Source organism: Azospirillum palustre (assembly GCF_002573965.1).
Lineage (GTDB): Bacteria > Pseudomonadota > Alphaproteobacteria > Azospirillales > Azospirillaceae > Azospirillum > Azospirillum palustre.
In genome coordinates, this window is record NZ_PDKW01000043.1 from 140,549 (window position 1) to 161,665 (window position 21,117).

The 21,117-nt window shown below is 66.9% G+C and carries 20 protein-coding genes and 2 tRNA genes; 6 read left to right on the forward strand and 16 right to left on the reverse strand.

Annotation, left to right across the window (positions count from 1 at the left end; genetic code table 11):
• Position 1: 1 nt before the first annotated feature.
• The gene (locus tag CRT60_RS23085) at positions 2-196 is read right to left on the reverse strand and encodes a periplasmic nitrate reductase, NapE protein (protein ID WP_098738926.1); all 195 of its coding nucleotides are present in this window, start codon (positions 194-196) and stop codon (positions 2-4) included.
• A 254-nt stretch (positions 197-450) separates the two neighbouring features.
• Here CRT60_RS23085 and CRT60_RS23090 point away from each other — a divergent pair, with 254 nt between their 5' ends.
• The 3 genes from CRT60_RS23090 (at position 451) to CRT60_RS23100 (ending at position 5,613) form a co-directional block, all read left to right on the forward strand.
• A complete protein-coding gene (locus tag CRT60_RS23090; protein WP_098740986.1) occupies positions 451-1,194 on the forward strand; it encodes an MgtC/SapB family protein in 744 nt (247 codons plus the stop codon).
• Positions 1,195-1,405: 211 nt separating this feature from the next.
• Complete coding sequence (locus CRT60_RS23095; RefSeq protein ID WP_280177241.1) at positions 1,406-3,382, forward strand: sensor histidine kinase; 1,977 nt, start codon at positions 1,406-1,408, stop codon at positions 3,380-3,382.
• A 293-nt stretch (positions 3,383-3,675) separates the two neighbouring features.
• A complete protein-coding gene (locus CRT60_RS23100; protein ID WP_244592710.1) occupies positions 3,676-5,613 on the forward strand; it encodes a sensor histidine kinase in 1,938 nt (645 codons plus the stop codon).
• Here the strand turns inward: CRT60_RS23100 and CRT60_RS23105 are convergent.
• The 5 genes from CRT60_RS23105 to msrA all read right to left on the reverse strand — a co-directional run bounded on the left by CRT60_RS23105 (position 5,607) and on the right by msrA (position 10,070).
• Positions 5,607-6,233 carry a pyridoxamine 5'-phosphate oxidase family protein gene (locus CRT60_RS23105; protein WP_098738928.1) on the reverse strand — a complete coding sequence of 209 codons (627 nt, stop codon included), beginning with the start codon at positions 6,231-6,233 and terminating at the stop codon, positions 5,607-5,609. The genes CRT60_RS23100 and CRT60_RS23105 overlap by 7 nt on opposite strands.
• Entirely contained in the window at positions 6,230-6,730 is a 501-nt protein-coding gene (locus CRT60_RS23110; protein ID WP_098738929.1) for a DinB family protein, read from the reverse strand. Before CRT60_RS23110 ends, CRT60_RS23105 begins: the two co-directional genes overlap by 4 nt.
• Before the next feature lie 83 nt (positions 6,731-6,813).
• Positions 6,814-8,745, reverse strand: coding sequence for a DNA translocase FtsK (locus CRT60_RS23115; RefSeq protein ID WP_098738930.1), 1,932 nt, complete (start codon positions 8,743-8,745; stop codon positions 6,814-6,816).
• Positions 8,742-9,275 carry a PAS domain-containing protein gene (locus CRT60_RS23120; protein ID WP_098738931.1) on the reverse strand — a complete coding sequence of 178 codons (534 nt, stop codon included), beginning with the start codon at positions 9,273-9,275 and terminating at the stop codon, positions 8,742-8,744. Before CRT60_RS23120 ends, CRT60_RS23115 begins: the two co-directional genes overlap by 4 nt.
• 153 nt (positions 9,276-9,428) lie before the next feature.
• Entirely contained in the window at positions 9,429-10,070 is a 642-nt protein-coding gene (gene msrA / locus CRT60_RS23125; RefSeq protein ID WP_098738932.1) for a peptide-methionine (S)-S-oxide reductase MsrA, read from the reverse strand.
• A 144-nt stretch (positions 10,071-10,214) separates the two neighbouring features.
• Between msrA and CRT60_RS23130 the strand changes: the two genes are divergently transcribed.
• A complete protein-coding gene (locus CRT60_RS23130) occupies positions 10,215-10,676 on the forward strand; it encodes a hypothetical protein (protein ID WP_098738933.1) in 462 nt (153 codons plus the stop codon).
• Between the two features lie 9 nt (positions 10,677-10,685).
• On the opposite strand, the gene CRT60_RS23135 is transcribed toward CRT60_RS23130, so the two are convergent.
• The 8 genes from CRT60_RS23135 to CRT60_RS23170 all read right to left on the reverse strand — a co-directional run bounded on the left by CRT60_RS23135 (position 10,686) and on the right by CRT60_RS23170 (position 18,802).
• Positions 10,686-11,522 (reverse strand): TrmH family RNA methyltransferase, encoded by an 837-nt coding sequence (locus CRT60_RS23135; RefSeq protein ID WP_098738934.1) that lies wholly within the window; start codon positions 11,520-11,522, stop codon positions 10,686-10,688.
• A gap of 33 nt (positions 11,523-11,555) precedes the next feature.
• Complete coding sequence (locus tag CRT60_RS23140) at positions 11,556-12,134, reverse strand: YqaA family protein (protein WP_085090362.1); 579 nt, start codon at positions 12,132-12,134, stop codon at positions 11,556-11,558.
• 144 nt (positions 12,135-12,278) lie between these two features.
• Positions 12,279-12,857: a YgjV family protein gene (locus CRT60_RS23145; RefSeq protein WP_098738935.1), complete on the reverse strand. Its 579-nt coding sequence runs from the start codon at positions 12,855-12,857 to the stop codon at positions 12,279-12,281.
• A gap of 251 nt (positions 12,858-13,108) precedes the next feature.
• A complete protein-coding gene (locus CRT60_RS23150; RefSeq protein ID WP_098738936.1) occupies positions 13,109-14,245 on the reverse strand; it encodes an acyltransferase family protein in 1,137 nt (378 codons plus the stop codon).
• Positions 14,246-14,383: 138 nt separating this feature from the next.
• Positions 14,384-14,776, reverse strand: coding sequence for a winged helix-turn-helix domain-containing protein (locus CRT60_RS23155; protein WP_098738937.1), 393 nt, complete (start codon positions 14,774-14,776; stop codon positions 14,384-14,386).
• 158 nt (positions 14,777-14,934) lie between these two features.
• Positions 14,935-15,945 (reverse strand): glucokinase, encoded by a 1,011-nt coding sequence (locus CRT60_RS23160; protein WP_098738938.1) that lies wholly within the window; start codon positions 15,943-15,945, stop codon positions 14,935-14,937.
• 38 nt (positions 15,946-15,983) lie between these two features.
• Positions 15,984-17,393, reverse strand: a complete 1,410-nt coding sequence (otsA, locus tag CRT60_RS23165) for an alpha,alpha-trehalose-phosphate synthase (UDP-forming) (RefSeq protein ID WP_098738939.1) — start codon at positions 17,391-17,393, stop codon at positions 15,984-15,986.
• Positions 17,394-17,860: 467 nt separating this feature from the next.
• Positions 17,861-18,802 (reverse strand): N-formylglutamate amidohydrolase, encoded by a 942-nt coding sequence (locus CRT60_RS23170; RefSeq protein WP_098738940.1) that lies wholly within the window; start codon positions 18,800-18,802, stop codon positions 17,861-17,863.
• A 206-nt stretch (positions 18,803-19,008) separates the two neighbouring features.
• Between CRT60_RS23170 and CRT60_RS23175 the strand changes: the two genes are divergently transcribed.
• Positions 19,009-19,083 (forward strand) — tRNA-Val (locus CRT60_RS23175).
• A 182-nt stretch (positions 19,084-19,265) separates the two neighbouring features.
• Positions 19,266-20,117, forward strand: a complete 852-nt coding sequence (locus CRT60_RS23180; RefSeq protein WP_098738941.1) for a transporter substrate-binding domain-containing protein — start codon at positions 19,266-19,268, stop codon at positions 20,115-20,117.
• A 163-nt stretch (positions 20,118-20,280) separates the two neighbouring features.
• On the opposite strand, the gene CRT60_RS23185 is transcribed toward CRT60_RS23180, so the two are convergent.
• Positions 20,281-20,356 (reverse strand) — tRNA-Ala (locus tag CRT60_RS23185).
• Between the two features lie 161 nt (positions 20,357-20,517).
• A complete protein-coding gene (locus tag CRT60_RS23190; RefSeq protein ID WP_098738942.1) occupies positions 20,518-20,907 on the reverse strand; it encodes a TIGR02300 family protein in 390 nt (129 codons plus the stop codon).
• Positions 20,908-21,117: the final 210 nt, after the last annotated feature.

Consider the following 21,117-nt stretch of genomic DNA (forward strand, 5'->3'; position numbering starts at 1 on the left):
CTCAGTGGGTGAGGAGCTGGTACATCCAGATCGAGAAGCCGTAGGCGGAGACGGTGCCGACGGCGATCACCGGCCAGACCAGCACTGCCAGCGACAGGAACATCAGCCCTTCGGCCCGGCGGGTCGGGGCCGGTGCGGAGTCGGTCGCCTTCCGGTCGGACGGATGGGACAGGACGGGGGAGGTGATGGGCCTCATGGCGGCACTCTCGGTCGGAGCGGGAACAGGTCGAACCGGTCCCGGTGCCAACCCTTGCGGATGGTCCTTAGGTACTGGTTTTCGGCCCTTAGTATCGATACTTTCTGGCGGGCGGGAATTGACTCAGGTCAACTGGGGCCATTTGCGGCCTGTGACGGAATGGTGCCTTCCGCCGCGCGGGCGCCACGGGCCGGGCTGCGCTAGACTGCGGTTGAGGTCTTCATCCGAAGCCTCGATCGGGAATGGAATGGGCCATGGATTTGCTGCGCTCCTACTGGTCGCCGGCCGAGTTGGCGACCAATGGATTGATCCTGCTGCATCTTTTGGGAGCCTTGGCGGTCGGGCTGCTGCTGGGGTACGAGCGCAGCTATCACGGGCGGGCGGCCGGGATGCGGACCTACGGGCTGGTCTGCCTGGCCTCGGCCGCGCTGACGGTGGTCAACGCCTACTCCTCCATGTGGTATGGCGGCATTGGGACGCAGGGGGCGCCGCACGCGGCCGCCCTGGCCGGCGATCCGACGCGGGTGATCCAGGGCATCGTCACCGGCATCGGTTTTCTCGGCGCCGGGGTCATCATGCGCGAGGGGCTGTCGATCCGCGGCCTGTCCACCGCCGCATCGATCTGGGCGACCTCGGCCATAGGCATCGTCATCGGGCTCGGCTTCTATGCGGTCGCCATCGCCGCGGCGCTGTTGACCATCCTGGTGATGAGCCTGTTGCGGCCGGTCGAACGGTTGCTGCCCCACCAGTCGGTGGTCCACCTGACGCTGGTCTTCCCACGCGACAAGGCTCCGCCGCCGGAGGAATTGCGGGCGCAGGCCAAGAAACATGGGTTCGAAGTGGTCGACTGGGCCTTCCACCTCGCCAACGGCAGCGGCCAGTTCGAATGCCAGCTGGTGCTTCAGGGCAGAGGCGACCCCGATCCGATGGCGCTCGTCAGCGCCCTTGCCTCTACCGACACGGTGGTGGAGTTCAAGCTGTCCCCTTCACGCATCTGACGACGGCCGGGAACCAGAAGAGTTGGAAGGACGAAATGCATACAAGCTTAATCTTTTCCTAAAACTTTATCTTTATCGATAGCCGGCGATGATGAAGGACGCGAACAACGGCAGGGAATGGCGGGGCTGGAATCGCCGCCCTTCTGCCCGGCAGAACGGCCGTGATGGGCGCAATGCCGGTTCCCCGACCTCATCCGCTTCCTGTCGTCGGATGGCGGGGCCGATCGCCCTGCTGACGGCGCTTCTTCTGTGGTTCGCCGGCACAGCCGCCGCCACGGTCTCCGGCGTAGAGCCGCTTCGGCTCGGGCCAGCCACCGCCAGCGCCACCCTGGCCGGTCATTTCGCCCGGCTGGTCGATCCCGACCGCAAGCTCGACTTCGCCGCCATCCTGAAGGCCGACGCCGATGGGCAGATGGAACCGCGTGAGGATTTCCGCGGTGTCGGCCAGACCCGCGACATCCATTGGTACCGTTTCGACCTGATGCGTGAACCCGGTGCGCCGGCGGACTGGCTGCTGGAGATGGGCGAAGCCTATATCGACCATCTCGATCTCTTCATTCCGAAGGCGGGCGGAGCCGCGGGCCGGCCGCAGGATCCTGCGGCCTACCGGCTGGTCCGGCTGGGAGACTTCGTTCCCTTCAGCCAGCGGCCGATGAAGACCCGGCTGCACAGCCTGCCGCTGACCCTTCCGGAGGGAAAGCCGGTCTCGCTTTACCTGCGCGTCGATTCGGTCAGCGCTATCCGCCTGTCGGCACGGCTGTGGTCTCCCCCCGCCTATGTCGGCCACCAGACCAAGGATCTGCTGTTCCAGGGGTTTTTCCTGGGTGTGCTGGGCATTCTGGTCCTAGGTTACGTCGCGCTGGGCCTGCTTCTGCGTGACGGGGCGCTGCTGTCCTACACCGCCTATGTCGCCACGGTCTTCTGCTATTACCTGTTCGCCAACGGCATCGGCGCAGCCCTGCTGCCGGATCTGCCGGGCTGGCTCATGAACATGCTGGTGGGCGGCAGCGGGTTCCTCGGCTTTGCCACGGCACTGATCATGTGGGTCTATATTCTTGATTTGCAGACCAGGGCGCCGAAGCTGGCGCGTTGCTATCAGGGGCTGGCCCTGCTGGTTCTGCTGGCCTTGCCGACGACGGTTTCACCGCTCTACGCCCTGACCAACCCGGTGGTGACCCTGTCGGCGCTGGTCGTGGTGGTGATCGCACTGGTGCTGACCGCACGCATGGCCTGGCTGAACCCGAGCGATCTCAGCCCGCGCTTCTATCTGGCCAGCACCCTGGTGTCGCTGACCGGGCTGATCATGGCCCAACTGATCCTGCGCGGCGTGCTGCCTGCCGATTTCTTCATCGCCGATCCCTATCAGGTCGCCTCGATGGTGGCGGTGCTGGTGCTGGGCACCGGTCTGGCCCTGCGCATCGGCAGGCTTCAGGCGGAGCGGCTGCGCGCCCGCGAGGAATCGGCCTTCGCCACCAAGCGGGCGGAGGAGCAGCGCAGCTTCGTCGCCATGCTGTCGCACGAATTCCGTACCCCGCTGGCCGCCATCGACAGCGCGGCGCAGATGATCGAACTGTCGGGCGCGGTGGAGTCGCCGTCGGCGCTGACCCGCCTGCAACGCATCCGCAGCACCACCCACAAGATGGCCGAGCTGGTGGATCTTTTCCTGTCCTCCGATGCGCTCGACCAGGGGGCGCTGGCGCTGAAGCCGGAACCGGTGGCACTGGGCCAGTTGATGGACGAGGTGCTGGGCGGCCTGACGGGGACGGAAGCGGAGGAGCGGCTGGAGCTGTCGATCGACGCGCCCGACCGCCCGATGCTGGTCGATGCGCCCTTCCTGGGGGTGGCCATCGGCAATCTGGTGCAGAACGCGCTGCGCTACTCGCCGGCGGACACAGCCGTCCGGGTGAGCGCCTTCGATGATGGAGGCGGCATCGTCATCCGCGTCGCCGACCGGGGCCTCGGCATGACCCCGGAGGAGGTGGAGCGAATCGGCTCGATCTATTTCCGCGCCTCGTCGTCGCGCGGAACCAAGGGGTCGGGGCTGGGGCTCTACATGACGCAGAAGATCGTCGCCGCCCATGACGGAACCCTGACGGTGGAGAGCGTGCGCGATCAGGGCTCCATCTTCACCATTCGGTTGCCTGTGACGGATGGACCGCCGGAAGCCGGCCATCCCCCTGTCGCATGATCGTTTCTGATAGCTGCTCGCATTGCGTCCAAAGCGTCTTTTGTTATCCTATTCCTTCAGGCTTATCACTTTTGTGTGTGATTTCGAGCCTTTAGACGTGGGAGGGGACGATTGTCGACCGGACTTCCAAGCGATGGCTCCCGCCTGTGATCTGCCGGACAGATCTGCTGGCTCCGGCTTTCCGGCATATCCGGCTTTTCGGCCTGATCCTGTGGCTTTTTGCGTTCGTTGCGGCACTTGGCCTGCCGATGGCCGGATGGGCGCAGGGTGGGGCGAAGACGGGGACGCAGACGGTGGCTCCAGCCGAAGTGCAGGCGGCGGAGCCCCTGCCTTTGACGGTGTCGACGGACCGTGCATCGCTTGCAGGCCATTTTGCCCGGCTGATCGACCGGGATCATGCGCTCGGCTTCGGCGATGTGCTGAGGGCCGATGCGGAGGGGCGGTTCGAGCGGCAGACAGTCTTCCGCGGGGCAGGGCAGACCCCCGATATCCATTGGTACAGGTTCGATCTGCTGCGTGAGGCCGGCGCACCGGCCGATTGGATCATTGAGCTGGGCGAAGCCTACATCGATCACCTCGACCTTTATGTTCCCGATCGGGCCATGGCCGGCGATGCGGCCGGCTACAGCATCATCCGCATGGGCGATTTCGTTCCCTTCAGCCAGAGGCCGATGAAGACCCGGCTGCACACCACGCGGCTGACCCTGCCGGAGGGTAAACCGGTTTCCCTCTATCTTCGTGTCGAGTCGGTCAGTTCCATCACCATGCGGGCGGCGGTCTACGCCGTGCCGGACTATGCCGGCCTCCAGGTGACGAACCTGCTGTTCCTGGGTGTGTTCTTCGGTGTGCTGGCGATCCTGATCATGGGGTATGTGTCGCTGGGAATGCTTCTGCGCGACAGGGCTTTGCTGGCCTTCACCGGCTATGCGGGAAGCGTCTTCGTCTTCTACCTGTTCTCGGGCGGGATCGCGTCGATCCTGCTGCCCGATATGCCCGGGTGGCTGCAGAATCTGGTGGTCGGCAGCAGCGCCTTTCTCGGTGTCGCCGCATCGGCCTCGATGTGGGACCGCATCCTCGACCTGCGGGTCCGTCATCCGCGTCTGCACTGGTTCTATGTCGGCATCCGCTGGATGGCGCTGCTGTCGCTTCCCAGCGCCGTCTCCTGGACCTATTCGATCACCAATCCGGTTGTGCTGCTGTTTGCCACGGTGGGGACACTGGCCGGCGCCGTCCTGTCGATCGTGCAGGCGGTCAGGAATCCCGCCGACACCAGCGCCCGCTATTACGCTGTCAGCGGGCTGATCGCGATCGCCGGCAACACCATGACCCAGTTCACGGTGCGCGGAACCCTGCCGGTGGATTGGCTGTTCGCCGATCCCTATCAGATCGCCGTGCTGGGGACGATGCTGTGCCTGGGGACCGGTCTGGCGCTGCGCATCCGCGACTTGCAACGCGAGCGGGTGCGGGCGCAGGAGGAGTCGGCTTTCGCCACCAAGCGGGCGGAGGAACAGCGCACCTTCATCGCCATGCTGTCGCATGAGTTCCGCACCCCGCTGGCCGCCATCCAGGGAGCGGCCCAGATGATCGAGCTGTCGGGCGAGGTGCGGGTTCCATCGATGCAAACCCGTGTGCGCCGCATCGTCGAAACCACGCGGCGGATGTCCGACTTGGTGGAACTGTTCCTGTCGGCGGATGCGCTGGACCAGGGGGCACTGGCGCTGAAGCCGGAGGTGGTGCCGCTCGACCTGCTGATGGACGAGTCGCTGGACGGGCTGGCCGGAGCGGAGAATGAGACCAGGCTGTCGGTGACGGTCGAGCCGACAGACCGGATGTTGCGGGTCGACCTGTCCTTCCTCGGGGTGGCGGTCACCAATCTCGTGCGCAATGCGCTGCGCTATTCGCCGCCCCAGACGGCGGTCAGGGTGACGGCGCACCTGGCGGGGCAAGACCTTGTCATCCGCGTCGCCGACCAGGGCCACGGCATGAGCCCGGAGGAGGTCGAGCGGATCGGCTCGATCTATTTCCGTGCCTCGTCCTCGCGCGGAACCAAGGGGGCCGGTCTCGGGCTTTACATGACGCAGCGGATCGCCGCCGCCCATGGCGGTGCGCTGACGGTGGAAAGCACGCTCGGTGTCGGATCGGTCTTCACCATCAGGTTGCCCGCAGTCGGGGAGCCGGAGAGCGACGATGTCGCCGTCCCGTCGGGGGCTGACCCGTTGACGGTTCAATAGAGCGTTTTCGGGATCCGCTCGGCCAGCGACCGGTCATAGGCGTCGCCGCCTTCGCGTCCGGCGCTGGCCTCTGCCAGCAAGGCCCCCGCCGACGGCAGGCTGCTGCGCTCGATCCGCACCGCCGGGTCCCACAGGCGGGACCGCAGCAGGGCGCGGCCGCATTGGAAGAACACCGACTCGATGGTGACGACCAGCACCGACTTCGGCGGCTTGCCGTCGACGGCGAAGCTCTCGCACAAGGCCGGGTCGGTGTCGATCACGGCGCGGCCGTTGACCCGCAGCGTCTCGTTTAGTCCCGGCACCAGGAAGAGCAGACCGACCCGCGGATCGGCCAGGATGTTGCGCAGGCTGTCGATGCGGTTGTTGCCGCGGCGGTCGGGGATCAGCAGGGTACGGTCGTCCGCCACCCGGACGAAGCCGGCTTCGTCGCCACGCGGCGAGGCGTCCAGACCATCCGGCCCGCTGGTGGCGAGAACGAAGAAGGGCGACGCCTCGATCAGTGCGCGGTAGCCGGGGGTCAGCGCCGGCACTTCCTTGGCGATGGAAGGAGCGGCCGGCTCGCCATAAAGAGCTTCCAGAGCCGCGAGGTCGGTGATGGGCCTGCTTCCTGTCTGACTCATTTCGTCTCCAGCAGAAAATAGACGAAGTCGATCGACGGCGCGTCCAGCCCGAACTGGCTCAGCAGCGTGTGGGCCTGCCCGCGATGGTGGGTCTGGTGGTTGAAGATATGGGTGACGATCTGGGCGAAGGGCAGCTCATGTGGTGTGCCGGCCATGCTGCGGTAGGAGAGGACCGACTCGAACCGTTCCGCCGGGGTGGCTGCCAGGACGCGCAGGATGCGCTCGTCCTCCGCCTCGCGGGCGGTGCGCAGGCCGGCGAAGCCGTCATGGAGGATTTCATCGAGCGACGACGGCTTCGGCCCCTCTCCCTCGATCCGCTCCAGCCACACCCGGTCGGCGACCAGGATATGGTTCAGCGTGCCGCGGACAGAGCCGAAGAAGGCTCCACGATCCTCACGGAACTGAGCGTCGGACAGCTGGGCCGCAACCTCGTACAGGCGGCGGTTGGCCCAGCGGTTGTAGCGGGCGAGGGTCTCGAAATGGGGCTTCGGGTCCATGGGGAGCCTTTTGCTTGCTTACCGTCGTCTCCCAACCGGAGGAGCCCTCTTCACAGGGGAAGAAAGCTCCTCCGGAGGACCGATCACACGCCTGCGCGCTTAGCCGACAGGCCGGCGTGGGACAGCAGGACTTCGCGCTTGCCCTGGTGGTTGGCGGGACCGACGACGCGCTCGGTCTCCATCCGCTCCACCAGACGGGCGGCGCGGTTGTAGCCGATCTGGAGCTGGCGCTGGATGAAGCTGACCGACACCTTGCCCTCGCGGACCACGAGGTTGACGGCCTGCATGTAGAGGTCGTCACCGGTGGCGACCGAACCGCCGTCCTCATCCTCAACCGCGGCGGCTTCCTCCTCCTCCTCGGTGATGGCGGTGACGTAGTTGGGGGCGCCCTGAGCCTTCACATACTGGACGATCTCCTCGACCTCCGAATCGGAGACGAAGGGACCGTGGACGCGGGTGATGCGGCCTCCGCCCTGCATGTAGAGCATGTCGCCCTGGCCCAGCAGCTGCTCCGCCCCGGCTTCACCCAGGATGGTGCGGCTGTCGATCTTGCTGGTGACCTGGAAGCTGATGCGGGTCGGGAAGTTGGCCTTGATGGTGCCGGTGATGACGTCGACCGACGGACGCTGCGTCGCCATGATCAGGTGGATGCCGGCGGCGCGCGCCATCTGGGCGAGGCGCTGGATCGCCGCCTCGATCTCCTTGCCGGCGACCAGCATCAGGTCGGCCATCTCGTCGACGATCACGACGATGTAGGGCAGCGGCGTCGGTTCCGACGGCGTCAGGTCGAAGACGTTCTCCGGCTCGCCCGGCGCCGGGGTGCGGCGGGGCATCTTCTCGCCGTTGGCGATCATCTCGGCCATGCGGGCGTTGTAACCCTCGATGTTGCGCACGCCGAGCTTGGACATCGCCTCGTAGCGGCTTTCCATCTCGCGCACGGCCCAGCGCAGGGCGACCACCGCCTTCTTGGGATCGGTGACGACGGGCGTCAGCAGGTGCGGGATGCCGTCATAGACCGACAGCTCCAGCATCTTGGGATCGACCATGATGAAGCGGCAGCGCTCCGGCGGCAGCCGGTAGAGCAGCGACAGGATCATCGTGTTGATCGCCACCGACTTGCCCGAGCCGGTGGTGCCGGCGACCAGCAGATGCGGCATGCGGGCGAGGTCGGCCACCACCGGTTCGCCGCTGATGTCCTTGCCGAGCGCGATGGCGAGCTGGGCCGTGGTGTTGCGGAAGGCGTCGTGGTCGAAGCTTTCGCGCAAATAGACCATCTCGCGCACCGGATTCGGCAGCTCGACGCCGATGACGCTGCGGCCGGGGACGATGGCGATGCGGGCGGTGACCACGCTCATCGAGCGGGCGATGTCGTCGGTCAGGTTGATGACGGTGGCCGACTTGGTGCCGGGCGCCGGCTCGAACTCGTAGAGGGTGACGACCGGGCCGGGGCGGACATCCATGATCTCGCCGCGGACGCGGAAGTTCTTCAGGACGGTTTCCAGCATCCGCGCGTTGCGGGCCAGAACCGATTCGTCATGCTGCTGCACCGGGCGCGGCGGCGGGGTCTGCAGCAGCGAGACGGTGGGCAGCGAATAAACTGCGGGATAGTCCGCCGGCGCGGCCGAGGCGGCGGGCGCGCAGGGCGCCACCGGGGCTGCGGCGGGGCCGGGGATGGCGGTTGCCGCCTCCGCCGCCGGGGCGGCTTCGCACGGGGCTGCGGCTGCCTCCGCCTCCGCCGGGTCGCGCGCCTCGTAGGCCCATTCGACGCCCGACAGGAAGGCGAAGCCGGCGACCACCGCCAGGGCTTCGTCCGACAGGTTGGTGGAATAGACGGTCCCGGCGCGCGGGGTGCCGGGCAGAACCTCGACATCCCACATCACGCGGCCATCGGGGCGCGGGTTGGGGACGAGATTGAACGGGCGGCCGTTCAGCGCGCACCAGAGATTGAACTCGTCGGCGGTCACCACCCCCGCCTGGGTCGGCGGGGCGGCGAGATGCGGCATACGCGGGCTCATGCCGTGGCTCCGGGCTTCTGAACGGTGAGGGGGACGGGACCGGAGGAGGAGCCGCCCGGCAGGGGAGGGCGTGCCGCCAGCTCGCGCGGCGTCATTTCATAGGCGGCGACCAGCAGCTTGTCGATGCTGACGCCGTCGCTGGACATCGGCAGCACCAGCCGTTCGAAGCTGCGGGTGCGCCCGCCGAAGACCGCGGTGTGGACGCGGGCGACAGGCAGCCGTTCGCGGCGCACCGTCTCGTATTCCGGCTGAAGCAATGCCCGCTGTTCCGGCGGCAGGTCGTCCAGCGTGGCGCCCAGGCGCGACTGGCCGAAGGCGGTGGCCAGCGCCTTGCCGTAATAGGAATAGACGAAGGTGCCGGCTTCCTCCCCGATCACCTCGAAGACGGCGATGTTGTCCTTCCATGGCCGCAGGTCGGCCGGGGCGATGCTGCTGGGGACCGGCGGCCGGCCGGCGACGGATTTGGTGAGCCAGAATTCGAGCAGGCCGCTGAGATACGGCGTCGCCAGCTCGGTTCTTTCCTTGGTCATGACAATCGCAGCTGGACGGGCGGCGCTCCCGCGGGATGATGCCGCCGGAGCTTTCAAGAGCCGCCCGAACCATACCCGCAAGGGCCGGTGTGGCGCAACCGCAAGGGCTAAGCCCGTCAGGGGCGCCACACTCCGGCTTTTACCCGCGCTTCATCAGGCGGCGCAGGTGACGCCGGTGCCGCCCAGGCCGCAGTAGCCGTTTGGATTCTTGGCGAGATACTGCTGGTGGTAGCCTTCCGCGAAGTAGAAGGGCGGAGCCTCGCGGATCTCGGTGGTGATCGGGCCGTAGCCGGCCTGGGCCAGCCGCTCCTGATAGGCCGCCAGCGTCGCTTCCGCCGCCGCCTGCTGGGCGGGGCTGTGGATGTAGACGGCCGACCGGTACTGGGTGCCGACGTCGTTGCCCTGGCGCATGCCCTGGGTCGGATCGTGCGACTCCCAGAAGACGCGCAGCAGGTCCTCCGCCGTCACCATCGCCGGGTCGTAGACGACGCGCACCGCCTCGGTATGGCCGGTGCGGCCGGAGCAGACTTCCTCATAGGTCGGGTTCGGGGTATGGCCGCCCTGATAGCCGACGGCGGTCACCCAGACGCCGGGAACCTGCCAGAATTTGCGCTCCGCCCCCCAGAAGCAGCCGAGCCCGAGGTCGATGACCTCCAGCCCCGGCGGATAGGGACCGGTCAGGCGATGGCCGTTGACATGGTGCTGTTCGGGAACCGGAACGGGTTGGCTGCGGCCGGGCAGCGCCTCCTCCGGCGTCGGCAGCGTCGCCGGCTTGCGCAGAAAATGCCCCAGCATGGTCGGGTCTCCCATTAGTGACGATCCGTTGGAGTGACCTCTTATGTCGGGTGGCGGCCGGGCTGCGGCAAGTCGGTGAACCTTCGGAGGGGTTCGCGCGTTTGACCCTGTATCGCGCGAGGATCTTTGAGAAGGAGAGCCATCATGGCCAGCACCACCGACGAGCGCCTGATCCAATCCCTGATCGACCATGGCCGCCGCAACGGTAACCGGCTGAGCGCCGAGGCGCTGGGCGGCATCCTGCCCGTCGACACGATGACGCCGGAGGAAACCGCCGCGGTGATCGAACGGGTCGAGGCGGCCGGGGTCGAGGTCGAGCTGGACGATTCCCGCCTGATGCAGGGCCGGCCCAATCCGGCGCTGGCCCGGCAGACCGGTGAGTATCACCGCGGCGACGGTGTCGTCGACATGGCGAACCCGGCCGCCCCGGCGGTGTCGGCTCCCGGTGCGGTGCCGTCGCGCCACGGCTGGGCCGACGATATCGCGAATGGCCATGCCGGCGGCCATCATGCCGCCGTTCCCAGCTGGACGCGCAATGGCGTCGAGCTGCTGCCGCTGGCGTCCGTCGCCCTGGTGGCGGTGGTGCTGATTGCGGCGCTCGGCTGAAGGCAGCCCTTACCCGGCGGCCAGCGCGTGGATGAGGATGGCGGCGGTGGCGGCGACGTTCAGCGACTGGACGCGGCCGCTGCCGGGGATGGTCAGCACCGCCTCGCAGGCCGCCAGCGTGGCCGGCGGAATGCCGTCCTCCTCGTTGCCCAGCACGACCGCCGGCGGCTTCGCCCCCTGCTTGCCGCGCCATCCGGTCAGGGCGCCGGCATCGACGGTCGGCCGGGTCTGGTCCAGTGCCGTCCCGAACACCCGGTGGCTGGCGCGCAGCCGCTTCAGCACGGCCGGCAGGGCGGGCGCGCGCTCCAGCGCCACCCACTCGAACCCGCCCTCCGCCACGCGATAAGCGGCCTCGGACGGCAATGCCTGGCCGGGATGGTCGGAGACCAGGACGCGGGGCAGGCCGAAGAAGGCGGCGGTGCGCAGGATTGCGCCCAGATTGTGCGGGTTGCCGACGCCGTCCAGGATTAGCAGCGGCTCCGTCGCCCGGCGCGCGGCCTCGGTGTCGAACAGCGGCAGCGTCCGCGGCGCCATCAGCGCCACCACGCCGCCGTGCAGAACCGTGCCGGCGACTTTCGCCAGCTCGTCCGCCTCCACCATGCGGTAGGGCTTGCGGGCCGCCGCCATCGCCTTGCAGAAGGCGCCCACCGCCGGTTTCAGCCGCTCGTCGAAGAACAGGCGCTCCACCCGCTCCGGTTCATGGGTGAACAGGGCGGAGACGGCGGACAGCCCGGCCACGCGGAACAGCTTGCGCGATTCGGTGGGCTCCGGGGCGGACGGGATGGCGGGGGCGGCGGTCCGGGAACGGGCGCGGCTGGGATGGGGCGGGCGCCCGCGCGGAGGCATGGAAGTCCTGTCTATCTGGAAGAGGGTGGCGGCTTACAGAAGCTTGACCACCAGGAAGCCGCCGATCAGCGCCACCGCGAACACGCTGGTGACGAGCGTCAGCCGCTTTTCGATGAAGGCGCGGATCGGTGGGCCGAAGAAATACAGCAGAGCCGCGACCAGATAGAAGCGGATCGACCGCGAGATGATCGAGGCGCCGATGAACACCCACAGCGGCAGATGCGCCACGCCGGCCGTGATGGTCAGCAGCTTGTAGGGGATCGGCGTCATGCCCTTGATGATCAGGATTTCCGCCCCGTACTCGACGAAGGTGTGGCGCAGCTGTTCGAACTTGTCGGTCAGGTGGTAGAACTCGATCACCCAGCGGCCGATCGTCTCGTACAGGAAATAGCCGATCATATAGCCGGCGATGCCGCCGACCACCGAGGCCAGCGTGCAGATCGTCGCCAGCTTCCACGCCGCCTTGCGGTTGGCGATGACCATCGGCACCAGCAGCAGGTCCGGCGGCAGCGGGAAGAAGGAGCTTTCGGCAAAGGACACCCCGGCCAGCCAGGCGGTCGAATCCTTCGACGCGGCCTTGGCCATGGTCCAGTCGTAAAGACGCTTCAGCATGAATGGGCCGTCCTTCGTCGCTGCCGTTGCGGTGCACGAGGCCTCTTTTAGGCGCGACGGTGCCGGTGCGCCAGTGCCCAATTCGACCGCCTCCGGACAGGGAGAACCCGTCCGGAGGCGTTAGCCCGTTCCAGTGAAGCCGGCTCAGGCGGCAGCAGCGCCGGAGGGCAGCGCGTTGGCATTTGCGGCGGGCACCGCTGCCGGAGCCTGGTCCTTGCGCAGCGCGCCGCGCAGGCGCAGCAGGTTGGCGGCGGCACAGAAGGCGTCCGAGGCCATGGCGAAGGGCGACATCACCAGCGCGTTGTGGCTGACCCAGAACCCACCGGCCACCAGCAGAAGAATGCGCATGCGCACCGCGTCCGACTGCCAGCGGGCAAGGGTGGAGAAGGTGATGCCCAGGCTGGACAGCGCCGAGGGCAGGCCGGACCAGGTGAACAGCGCGATGGCGGCGATGCCCGGCACCGTCGCCGCGAAGATCGTCGTCTGCCAGCGGCTGCGCCCTTCCGGCAGCGCGGCCAGCGCCTGCGCCACCACCAGCAGGCAAAGCGCCGCGGCGGTGTGCGCGCCCAGCAGCACATAGTGGGTGATGAACATCAGGTTGGTGGCAGCCTGCCCGGCCAGCAGGGCGCGGCGCTTCTTCATCAGCGGCCACAGGCACGAACCGGCGAAGGCGGCAGCACCGAAGGCGTCGGCGGCCGTGACGGGCAGGGGGAGGGACAGCATGGCGGGGGATCGGCTCGGGCAAAGGCACGGCGGTGCGGCGCCGCGGCTGCGGCCCGTCCGGATGCCGGAGGAGGATGGGGAAAACGGTTGTTGCCGTTCGGTCACGCTGGAGCCGAGCGGCAACAGGGCCATATGTACGGCGCCTTGCCGTGCCGTACCATCGGGCTTCCGGTCGCCCTGGGCTGCACCCCGCGCATGGAAGAAAAACGGACGGCGCGCCGCCAAATCGGCCGGTCGGGCGAATGGCGGAATCAGGCGGCCATCCGCAATGGCTGTTGCGGTTCGACCATGTATTTCCGCCGCATCTTCATGAACGGTTGTTCGATGGCGAAATAGGTCAGCGTGGAGAGGGCGATCGACGCCGGCAGGACCACGACCGTGCAGGTCAGCAGCGCATTGATGTGCGGATTCGGCACCAGTTGAAGGACGTCCCCGTATCTTCCGATCTGGGTTATGACGATGAAGTTGGTCAGATAGATGGAATAGGAGATCGATCCGATATAGGCCGCCATCCGCGACAAGGCGGCGGAACCGGGCATGCGGACGGACAGATAGGTTATGATGACAAACGCCCAGCCGGCGGCCTCGACAGTCGGCCAGACGGTCTTCCAGGTGGCGATCACCGGATAGCCCCCGGCCCGATGGAAAACCGTGATCAGGGTCAGCATCGACAGGATCGCGGGCAGGAAGGCCCGGCCGAGCCACAAGGCGCCCTGCGGGGTACCGCTCCAGCGGCGCAACGCCACGGCCGCGATCATGCCGATCAGGAACTGGTCGATGCGTCCGACGATGGTCCAGTAAGCGATCGCGCGGGAGTTCGCGCCGAACTGATCGGCGATGAGCCGATAGACGAATGCGCACAGGATCATCAACGCCAACTGGCGGCATCCCTGCCGGTTCAGGATCGACAGCAGGAATGGGAAGATCAGATAGAACTGGAACTCGACGGCGACCGTCCAGAACAGGCTGGTCGCCACCCCGTAGGTCGCCTTGTTCCCGGCGTTCAGGAATGGAACCGCCATCTCAAGAATTCTGGCAGGATCGACGGCATCCGGGGTCATGGCGATGCCGACCAGGAGAAGCCAGGCATAAAGGGGATATATTCGTAGCAGGCGGTTCCGCAGGAAGCCGAGGTAAGCGACTTCGCGGCCGTTTGCTCCCCATGTGAAGATGAAGCCGGACAGAACCATGAACAGGGCGACGCCGCTGTGTCCTTCCACCACCATTGCCAGCAATGGATTTTTCGTGTGCACCCAGCCTTCGATCAGGTTTCCGCCTGCCGATTGTGGAAGCAGCTGAAATGAGTGGTAGTATAGGACGATAAGGGCGGCAAATGCACGGAGATGGTCAAGCCGCGGAAGATATGAGATATTGACGGACTTTTCCATTATTCTGCTTTTTCGAAGTCTGCTTCGGGTTCGATATTTTCTAGATTGGTCTGCACGATTCTTTTTAGCGAAAATCGTGTCGCGCCATAAAGCCACGGCTCTTTCCGCCGACGGTCGCCCGAATCGGGAGCCGGTGGCCTAGGTCGTGCCATCGGTGTTGGTGTCGGGGCCGGTGGCCTGTAGCCCGCCCGTGTCCTCCTTCAGCACCTCGTCCAGCCAGCGCAGATGCGGTTCGGCGACCTTGCGCGCCTCTTCCTGGGTCTGGCGGTAGCGGGCGACCATTTCCTGGCCCAGCGGGGTCAGGCCGGCGCCACCGCCCTCGCGTCCGCCGACGCTGGTGCGGATCACCGGCTCGCGGAAGGCGGTGTTCATCGTCTCCACCAGGAACCAGGCGCGGCGGAAGGTCATGTCGAGCGACCGCGCTGCGGCCGAGATCGAGCCGGTGCGGTCGATGGCCTCCAGCAGGGCGATCTTGCCGGGGCCGATGGCGCCCGACGGGTGCAGGAAACGGACACGAAGGTCGGCGGCCATGATGTTCCGATGCGAATCCGAAAAAGGATGGAACAACCATGTGGGGGCCGCCGCCACGGTTCAAGCGACAAGTCGCGCAGGAGGGGGAAGCCGCCGACGGAGTGCGCAATCGGTCGCACCCCATCGGCGGTTTCCCATGATTTTCCCGCCCTTGGGCCTTATTCCGTCCCGGCGGCCTCGGCGAGGCCCAGGAAGGCGGGCAGTTCGTGGGTGATGACGTAGGTGGGGATCGGCGCCAGGAAGTCGCGCATCCGCCCCTTTTCCATGAAGCGCTTGCGGAAGCGGGAGTGGGTGAACAGCGTGCCCAGCTTCGGCACGATGCCGCCGGCGATGTAGATGCCGCCGCGCGCCCCCAGCGTCAAAGCGAGGTTGCCGGCGACGGTGCCCAGCATGGCGCAGAACATCTCCACCGCCTCGACGCAATGGGCCTCGCTGCCGTTCAGGGCGTTGTCGGCCACCTGCGCAGGCGTGAGGGTGGCCGGCTCCCGCCCGTCCAGGATCGACAGCGCGCCGTAGAGGTTGACGAGGCCGGGGCCGGACAGCACCCGCTCGGCCGAGACATGCTCGAAGCCCTTGCGCAACTGGCCGAGCACGGCGCTCTCGCGGTCGCTGATCGGCGCCATGGTGACATGGCCGCCCTCACCCGACAGGGCGGTCCAGCGGTTGTTGGCGCCCGGCACCAGACCGGACACGCCCAGCCCGCTGCCCGGCCCCAGCACGCCGACGACGGCGCCGGCCTGTGGCGCGCCTTCGCCGATCTGGCGGCGGTCCTCCTCGGCCAGACGCGGCACCGACAGGGCGACAGCGGTGAAGTCGTTGATGACGACCAGCCCGTCCAGCCCCAGCGCGTCCCGCACCCGGTTGACGGAGAACTGCCAGACCAGATTGGTCATGGCGATGCGGTCGCCGGTGACCGGCCCGGCCACCGCGAAGGCGCCGCGCCGCGGCCGGCCGGGGGTGCCGACCGCCGCCAGCCCGACCGCCGTCAGATAGGCGGTGGCCGCATCCTCGATCGAGGCGTAATCGGCACAGCGCAGCACGCGGGTGTCGCGGACGATGCGGCCGTCGATCAGGCCGAAGCGGGCATTGGTGCCGCCGATGTCGGCAACCAGAATGGGGGCGGCGTTACCGGCGGTGCCGGGAATGGCGGGGGAGAGATCGGCGGCCATGGATCCGGATCTGCGCTGTTGGTGGGCCGAGCGGATGCTCAGGTGACCGGAAAGTCATACGGTGCCCGCGTCAATGCGTCTACATAGCTTTCGCGCCACCAGTTGATGTCCTGCCGCCGCAGCGTCTGCATCAGGGCGGCATGGCGTTCCTTTCGCTCGCCCAGCGGCATGGTCAGCGCCCGCTGCAACGCGTCGCCGACGCCCTCGATGTCGAACGGGTTGACGATCAGCGCCTCGCCCATCTCGTGGGCGGCACCGGCGAACTGGGACAGCACCAGCACGCCCGGATTGTCGGCGTCCTGGCAGGCGACATACTCCTTGGCGACGAGGTTCATGCCGTCGCGCAGCGGCGTCACCAGCCCGACATTGGCCAGCCGGTAGAAACCGGCCAGCACGCGCTGGCCGAAGCTGCGGTTCAGGTAGCGGATCGGTTGCCAGTCGAACTCGGCGAAGCGGCCGTTGATGCGGCCGGCCATTTCCGACAACTCGCGGCGGATGGCGATGTATTCCGGCACATCCTCCCGGCTCGGCGGGGCGACCTGGAGGAAGGAGACGCGGTTGCAATGCTCCGGGTAGCTTTCCAGGAGTTGTTCGAAGGCGGCGAAGCGCTGCGGCAGGCCCTTGGAATAGTCGAGCCGGTCGACGCCGATGATCAACCGGCGTCCCACCAGGCTTTCGCGCAGCCGTTCGGCCTGGCGCGAGCGGCCGGCGGTGCGGGCCAGGCTTTCCAGCGCCGGGGTGTCGATGCTGATGGGGAACACCTTCGCCATCAGGGTGCGGCCGAAGGCGCGGATCATCGCCGTGCCGTAGGCGCCGCGTTGTTCCACCGTGCCGTCGGTCTCGGTGCGGATGTAGTCGCAGAAGCCGCGCAGGTCGGTGGCGGTGTGGAAGCCGACCAGATCATAGGCGCACAGCTCGCGGATCAGGTCGCGGTGGTTGGGCAGGGCGGTCAGCAGCTCCGGCGGCGGGAAGGGCGTGTGCAGGAAGAAGCCCATGCGCTGCGAACAGCCGCGGCGGCGCAACTCGTCGCCGAAGGGGATCAGGTGATAGTCGTGTACCCAGACCATGTCGTCCGGGCGCAGCAGCGGCTCCAGCTTGTCGGCGAAATAGGCGTTGACCCTGGAATAGCCCTCGCGCGTGCGTCGGTTGACCGAGATCAGGCCCAGGCGGTAGTGGAACAGCGGCCATAAGGTCTGGTTGGCGAAACCGTTGTAATATTCCTCATGATCGCGGCGGCCCAGATCCAGCGTGGCGTAGGTCAGCTTGCCGGCCTCCGTCTTGGTCGGCTCCGCCTGGGACTCGCCGTCGACGACCGTTCCGCTCCATCCGAACCAGATGCCCCCGGTCTTCTTCAAGGCTGCCAGGATGGCGACGGCGAGACCGCCTGCGGCCTGCTTGCCCTCTTCCATAAGGGCGACCCGGTTGGATACGACGACGAGCCTGCTCACGATCTTCTTCTCCTTATTGGCCGCCGGCAGGGCGTTCCGCAGTCCGCACCTTCAGCGCCGCCGTGGCGGACACCCGGTATTGGACCACTGCGAAACGACAAAGGGCGGCCTTGGTTCCGAACCCCCGCCGTCACGCTCACGATAGCGGTCCGAAGGTGCGGCGCCCCTTGTCCTTTAGGGCAGACTATTTCACGAAAGGTCATGCTGCGATGCAGCAAATCCGACTGGACCCTATCCGGTTCGCGGTATCTCCTGTCTCGATTAACACGATGTAATGAATGAGAAATTCTTTTTGGGCTTGAAGGCGAGGAGCCACGCGCTCATATTGTGCAGTGCGGCAACGGTCGCGCCTCGGCGTGGACGTTGGCGTAACGCACTTCTTGGGCGTTTCCTCCCTAGACTAAAGGCCGCGGGTCCGCCCGCGGCCCTTTTTTTGGCCCGATGGACCGTTGGGCAGAGAGTCGGGGTCAGCGCGGACCCAGCCCGTCGGGCGGGAGCAGGCCCAGCGTGTCGACTAGTTCGGTCATGTGGCGGGCCAAGGTGCCCAGATAGGGCAGGCGGGTCAGCGCCGCCTCGTCCATGTAGAGGTCGCGGGCGATTTCGATCTGAAGCGTGTGGATGCCCTGGCGCGGCCGGCCGTAATGGCGGGTGGTGTAGCCGCCGGCATAGGGGTTGTTGCGGCTGACCGCATAGCCCAGCCCACGCAGGTAATCCTCCGCCGCGTCGATCACCGCTGGGGCGCAGGCGTTGCCGAAACAGTCGCCCAGCACGATGTCGGGGTGGGTGCCGCCGCGCCCGCCTCCCCGTCCAGCGGTGGTGACGCTGCCCGACGGCATGGAATGGCAGTCGATCAGCAGGGCATGGCCGAAGGCGTCGCGGGTACCGTCCACCAGTTGGCGCAGCGCGTTGTGGTAGGGGGTGTAGCAGCGGCTGACGCGGTCCAGCGCCTCGGCGAAGCGCAGCTTGCCCTTGTAGATGTCCTCGCCGTTGGCGACCACGCGGGCGATGGTGCCCAGCCCCGCCGCCACCCGGGGGGAGCGGGTGTTGACATAGGCCGGCAGCGGATCGGCGAACATCTCCGGGTCCAACTCGTAGGCCTCGCGGTTGACGTCCAGATAGGCGCGCGGGAACAGGGCGCGGATCAGTGGCACGCCGAAGCCTGGGGCGAAGGCGAAGATCTCGTCGACGAAGCAGTCCTCCGACTTGCGCAGCGCCCGGGCATCCAGGCGGGACGAAGCGAGGAACTCTGCGGAATACGCGTTGCCGCTGTGCGGCGACGCCAGCACGAGCGGCAGCCTCTGGCTCTGCGGGGCCAGAATTTCGAAGGCCGGGGCGTTGGGCAGCGGAGCGTTGGCGGCCGGGTCGGCACCGGCACCAGCGCCGCGTTGCGCGTCGAAGGAGGCGTCCATGATCGAATGATGTAATGGACGCCGGCCCCGGTGTCACGGAACCTCTGTCACGGAATCCTCTGTGATGGGGCTGGCCGTCCTGCCGCCGGCGGATAAAAAAGCGGATGGGTGGTACGAAAGGGCTTGCGTGTCGGCAAGGAGGTCGGTATACACCCGCCCACGCCGGACGGAACGACGCCAAGCGTTTCTCCACCGGTCGCTACAGTGGGCGGTTAGCTCAGCGGGAGAGCACTACGTTGACATCGTAGGGGTCACTGGTTCAATCCCAGTACCGCCCACCATTCTGAAGGCCGCGAACCGGAACGGGTTCGCGGCCTTCGCCGTTTCGGGGCTGCTTTTGGGGCTGCCGCACCTCTTCGGCGGCTGCATATCTGAACTCTGCCCGTCCGGACCGCAGCCCCTCGCCACAATCCTCCCTGCGCCGTACCATCCGGTCGGCAAACAAAGCATCGGGAGGATCTTCATGCCTGTCCATACCCTGCGCCGCAGCGGCCGGAGCCTTGCCGCAGCCGTCGGCGCGGTGCTGGTCTGTGCCGTCACCGCCCTGTCGTCCGCCGGTGCGCTGGCGCAAACCGCTCCGTCGGCATCGGCCACGTCACAGCCGGCCGAAAGCTCGCGCCTGGATGCCGTTCTGTCGGCCGGTACGCTGCGCGTCGGCACCACCGGCGACTACAAGCCCTTCACCTACCTGAACCCGCAGACCCAGAAGTTCGAGGGCATGGACATCGACCTCGCCGAAGCGATGGGCAAGGCGCTGGGCGTGAAGGTGGAGTTCGTGAAGACCAGTTGGAGCAACCTGCTGCCCGACCTGTTGGCGGACAAGTACGACATCGCCGTCGGCGGCGTCTCCGTCACGCTGGAGCGGCAGAAGAAGGCGCTGTTCACCGATCCACTGATGCGCGACGGCAAGACGCCGATCACCCGCTGCGAGAACAAGGACCGCTTCCAGACCGTCGCCGACATCGACAAGCCCGGCGTCCGTCTGATCGTCAACCCTGGCGGCACCAACGAGAAGTTCGCCCGCGCCAACATCCGCACGGCCCAGATCGAGGTGCATCCGGACAACGTCACCATCTTCGACCAGATCGTCGCCGGCAAGGCCGACCTGATGATCACCGACGCGGTGGAGACGCGGCTACAGCAGAAGCTGCATCCGGAACTGTGCGCCGTCCATCCGGACCAACCCTTCGATTTCTCGGAGAAGGCCTTCCTGCTGCCGCGCGACATCGTCCTGAAGCTGTGGGTCGACCAGTGGCTGCACCAGACCGTCGCCACCGGTCAGTACCAGGCGGTGTTCGATCGCTGGTTGAAGTAGCTGGTCCCGGCAGCTGGAGATGCCGTCGCGCCATCCGCCGCGCGGCGGCATTTCCAGGCGGCCGGATGGAGTTCCGCAACCATGCACCGAACCGGCGTTTTATGCGTTGCCCGGTGCAAACGAACCAAGGGCCCGCGATTGCTCGCCGGGCCCTTGATCGATTTGGTGGAGCCAATCGGGATCGAACCGATGACCTCTACAATGCCATTGTAGCGCTCTCCCAGCTGAGCTATGGCCCCTTAACTCTGGGGGCCGGTCGTTTCCGTCCGGCCTTGGTGGAGCGGGATAATAGTCAGGCAGCGGAGTGATGCAAGCGGAAAATTCGTCCTTTCGCGCTTTTTTCACCACCCCGCCGGCCGTCCCGTCCTCACCGGAAAGCAGTCACCGGGAAGGGCGCCGGTCAGCGCTCCTCCTCGTCCTCGCCTTCGACGTCGACGACCTCGTCCATGTCGTCCTCGCCGAGTTCGGACGTGTCCTCGATCAGGACATCGTCCTCGTCCTCGGCGGTGTCGTCGGCTTCCTCGATGTCGTCGACCGACATTTCGTCCTCGGCATCCTCCAGCTCCGGAGTCTCGGCCTCGGTCTCGACCTCTTCCTCGTCCTCGGCCACGACAGCCACCTTCTTGGTGTCGTCGACCGGGGCCGGACGGGCCTTGCGGGACTTCAGCAGAGCCTCGGGATCGAACTGCGCGCCACAGCTCGGGCAGACCGGCGGGTCCTTGCGCATGTCATAGTAACGAGCGCCACAGCTCGGGCAGATGCGCTTGACGCCCCATTCGGGTTTGGCCACGCCACGTCCTCCGTCACAAAAATCAGGGGGGTTCTCAAGAGGCGCCCTTTGCCACGCCCTGCGGCGCTTGTCAAAAAAAAGATGAGACGAGCCTGCCGCCGTGGCGTCGCAGCACCGGCGGGAAAGTGGTATCCCGCCCGGGCAGGAGTTGCCTTTACACAGCGTTAACCATAACTCGCTACAACGGACCTGCACACCGTGCAACTCCTC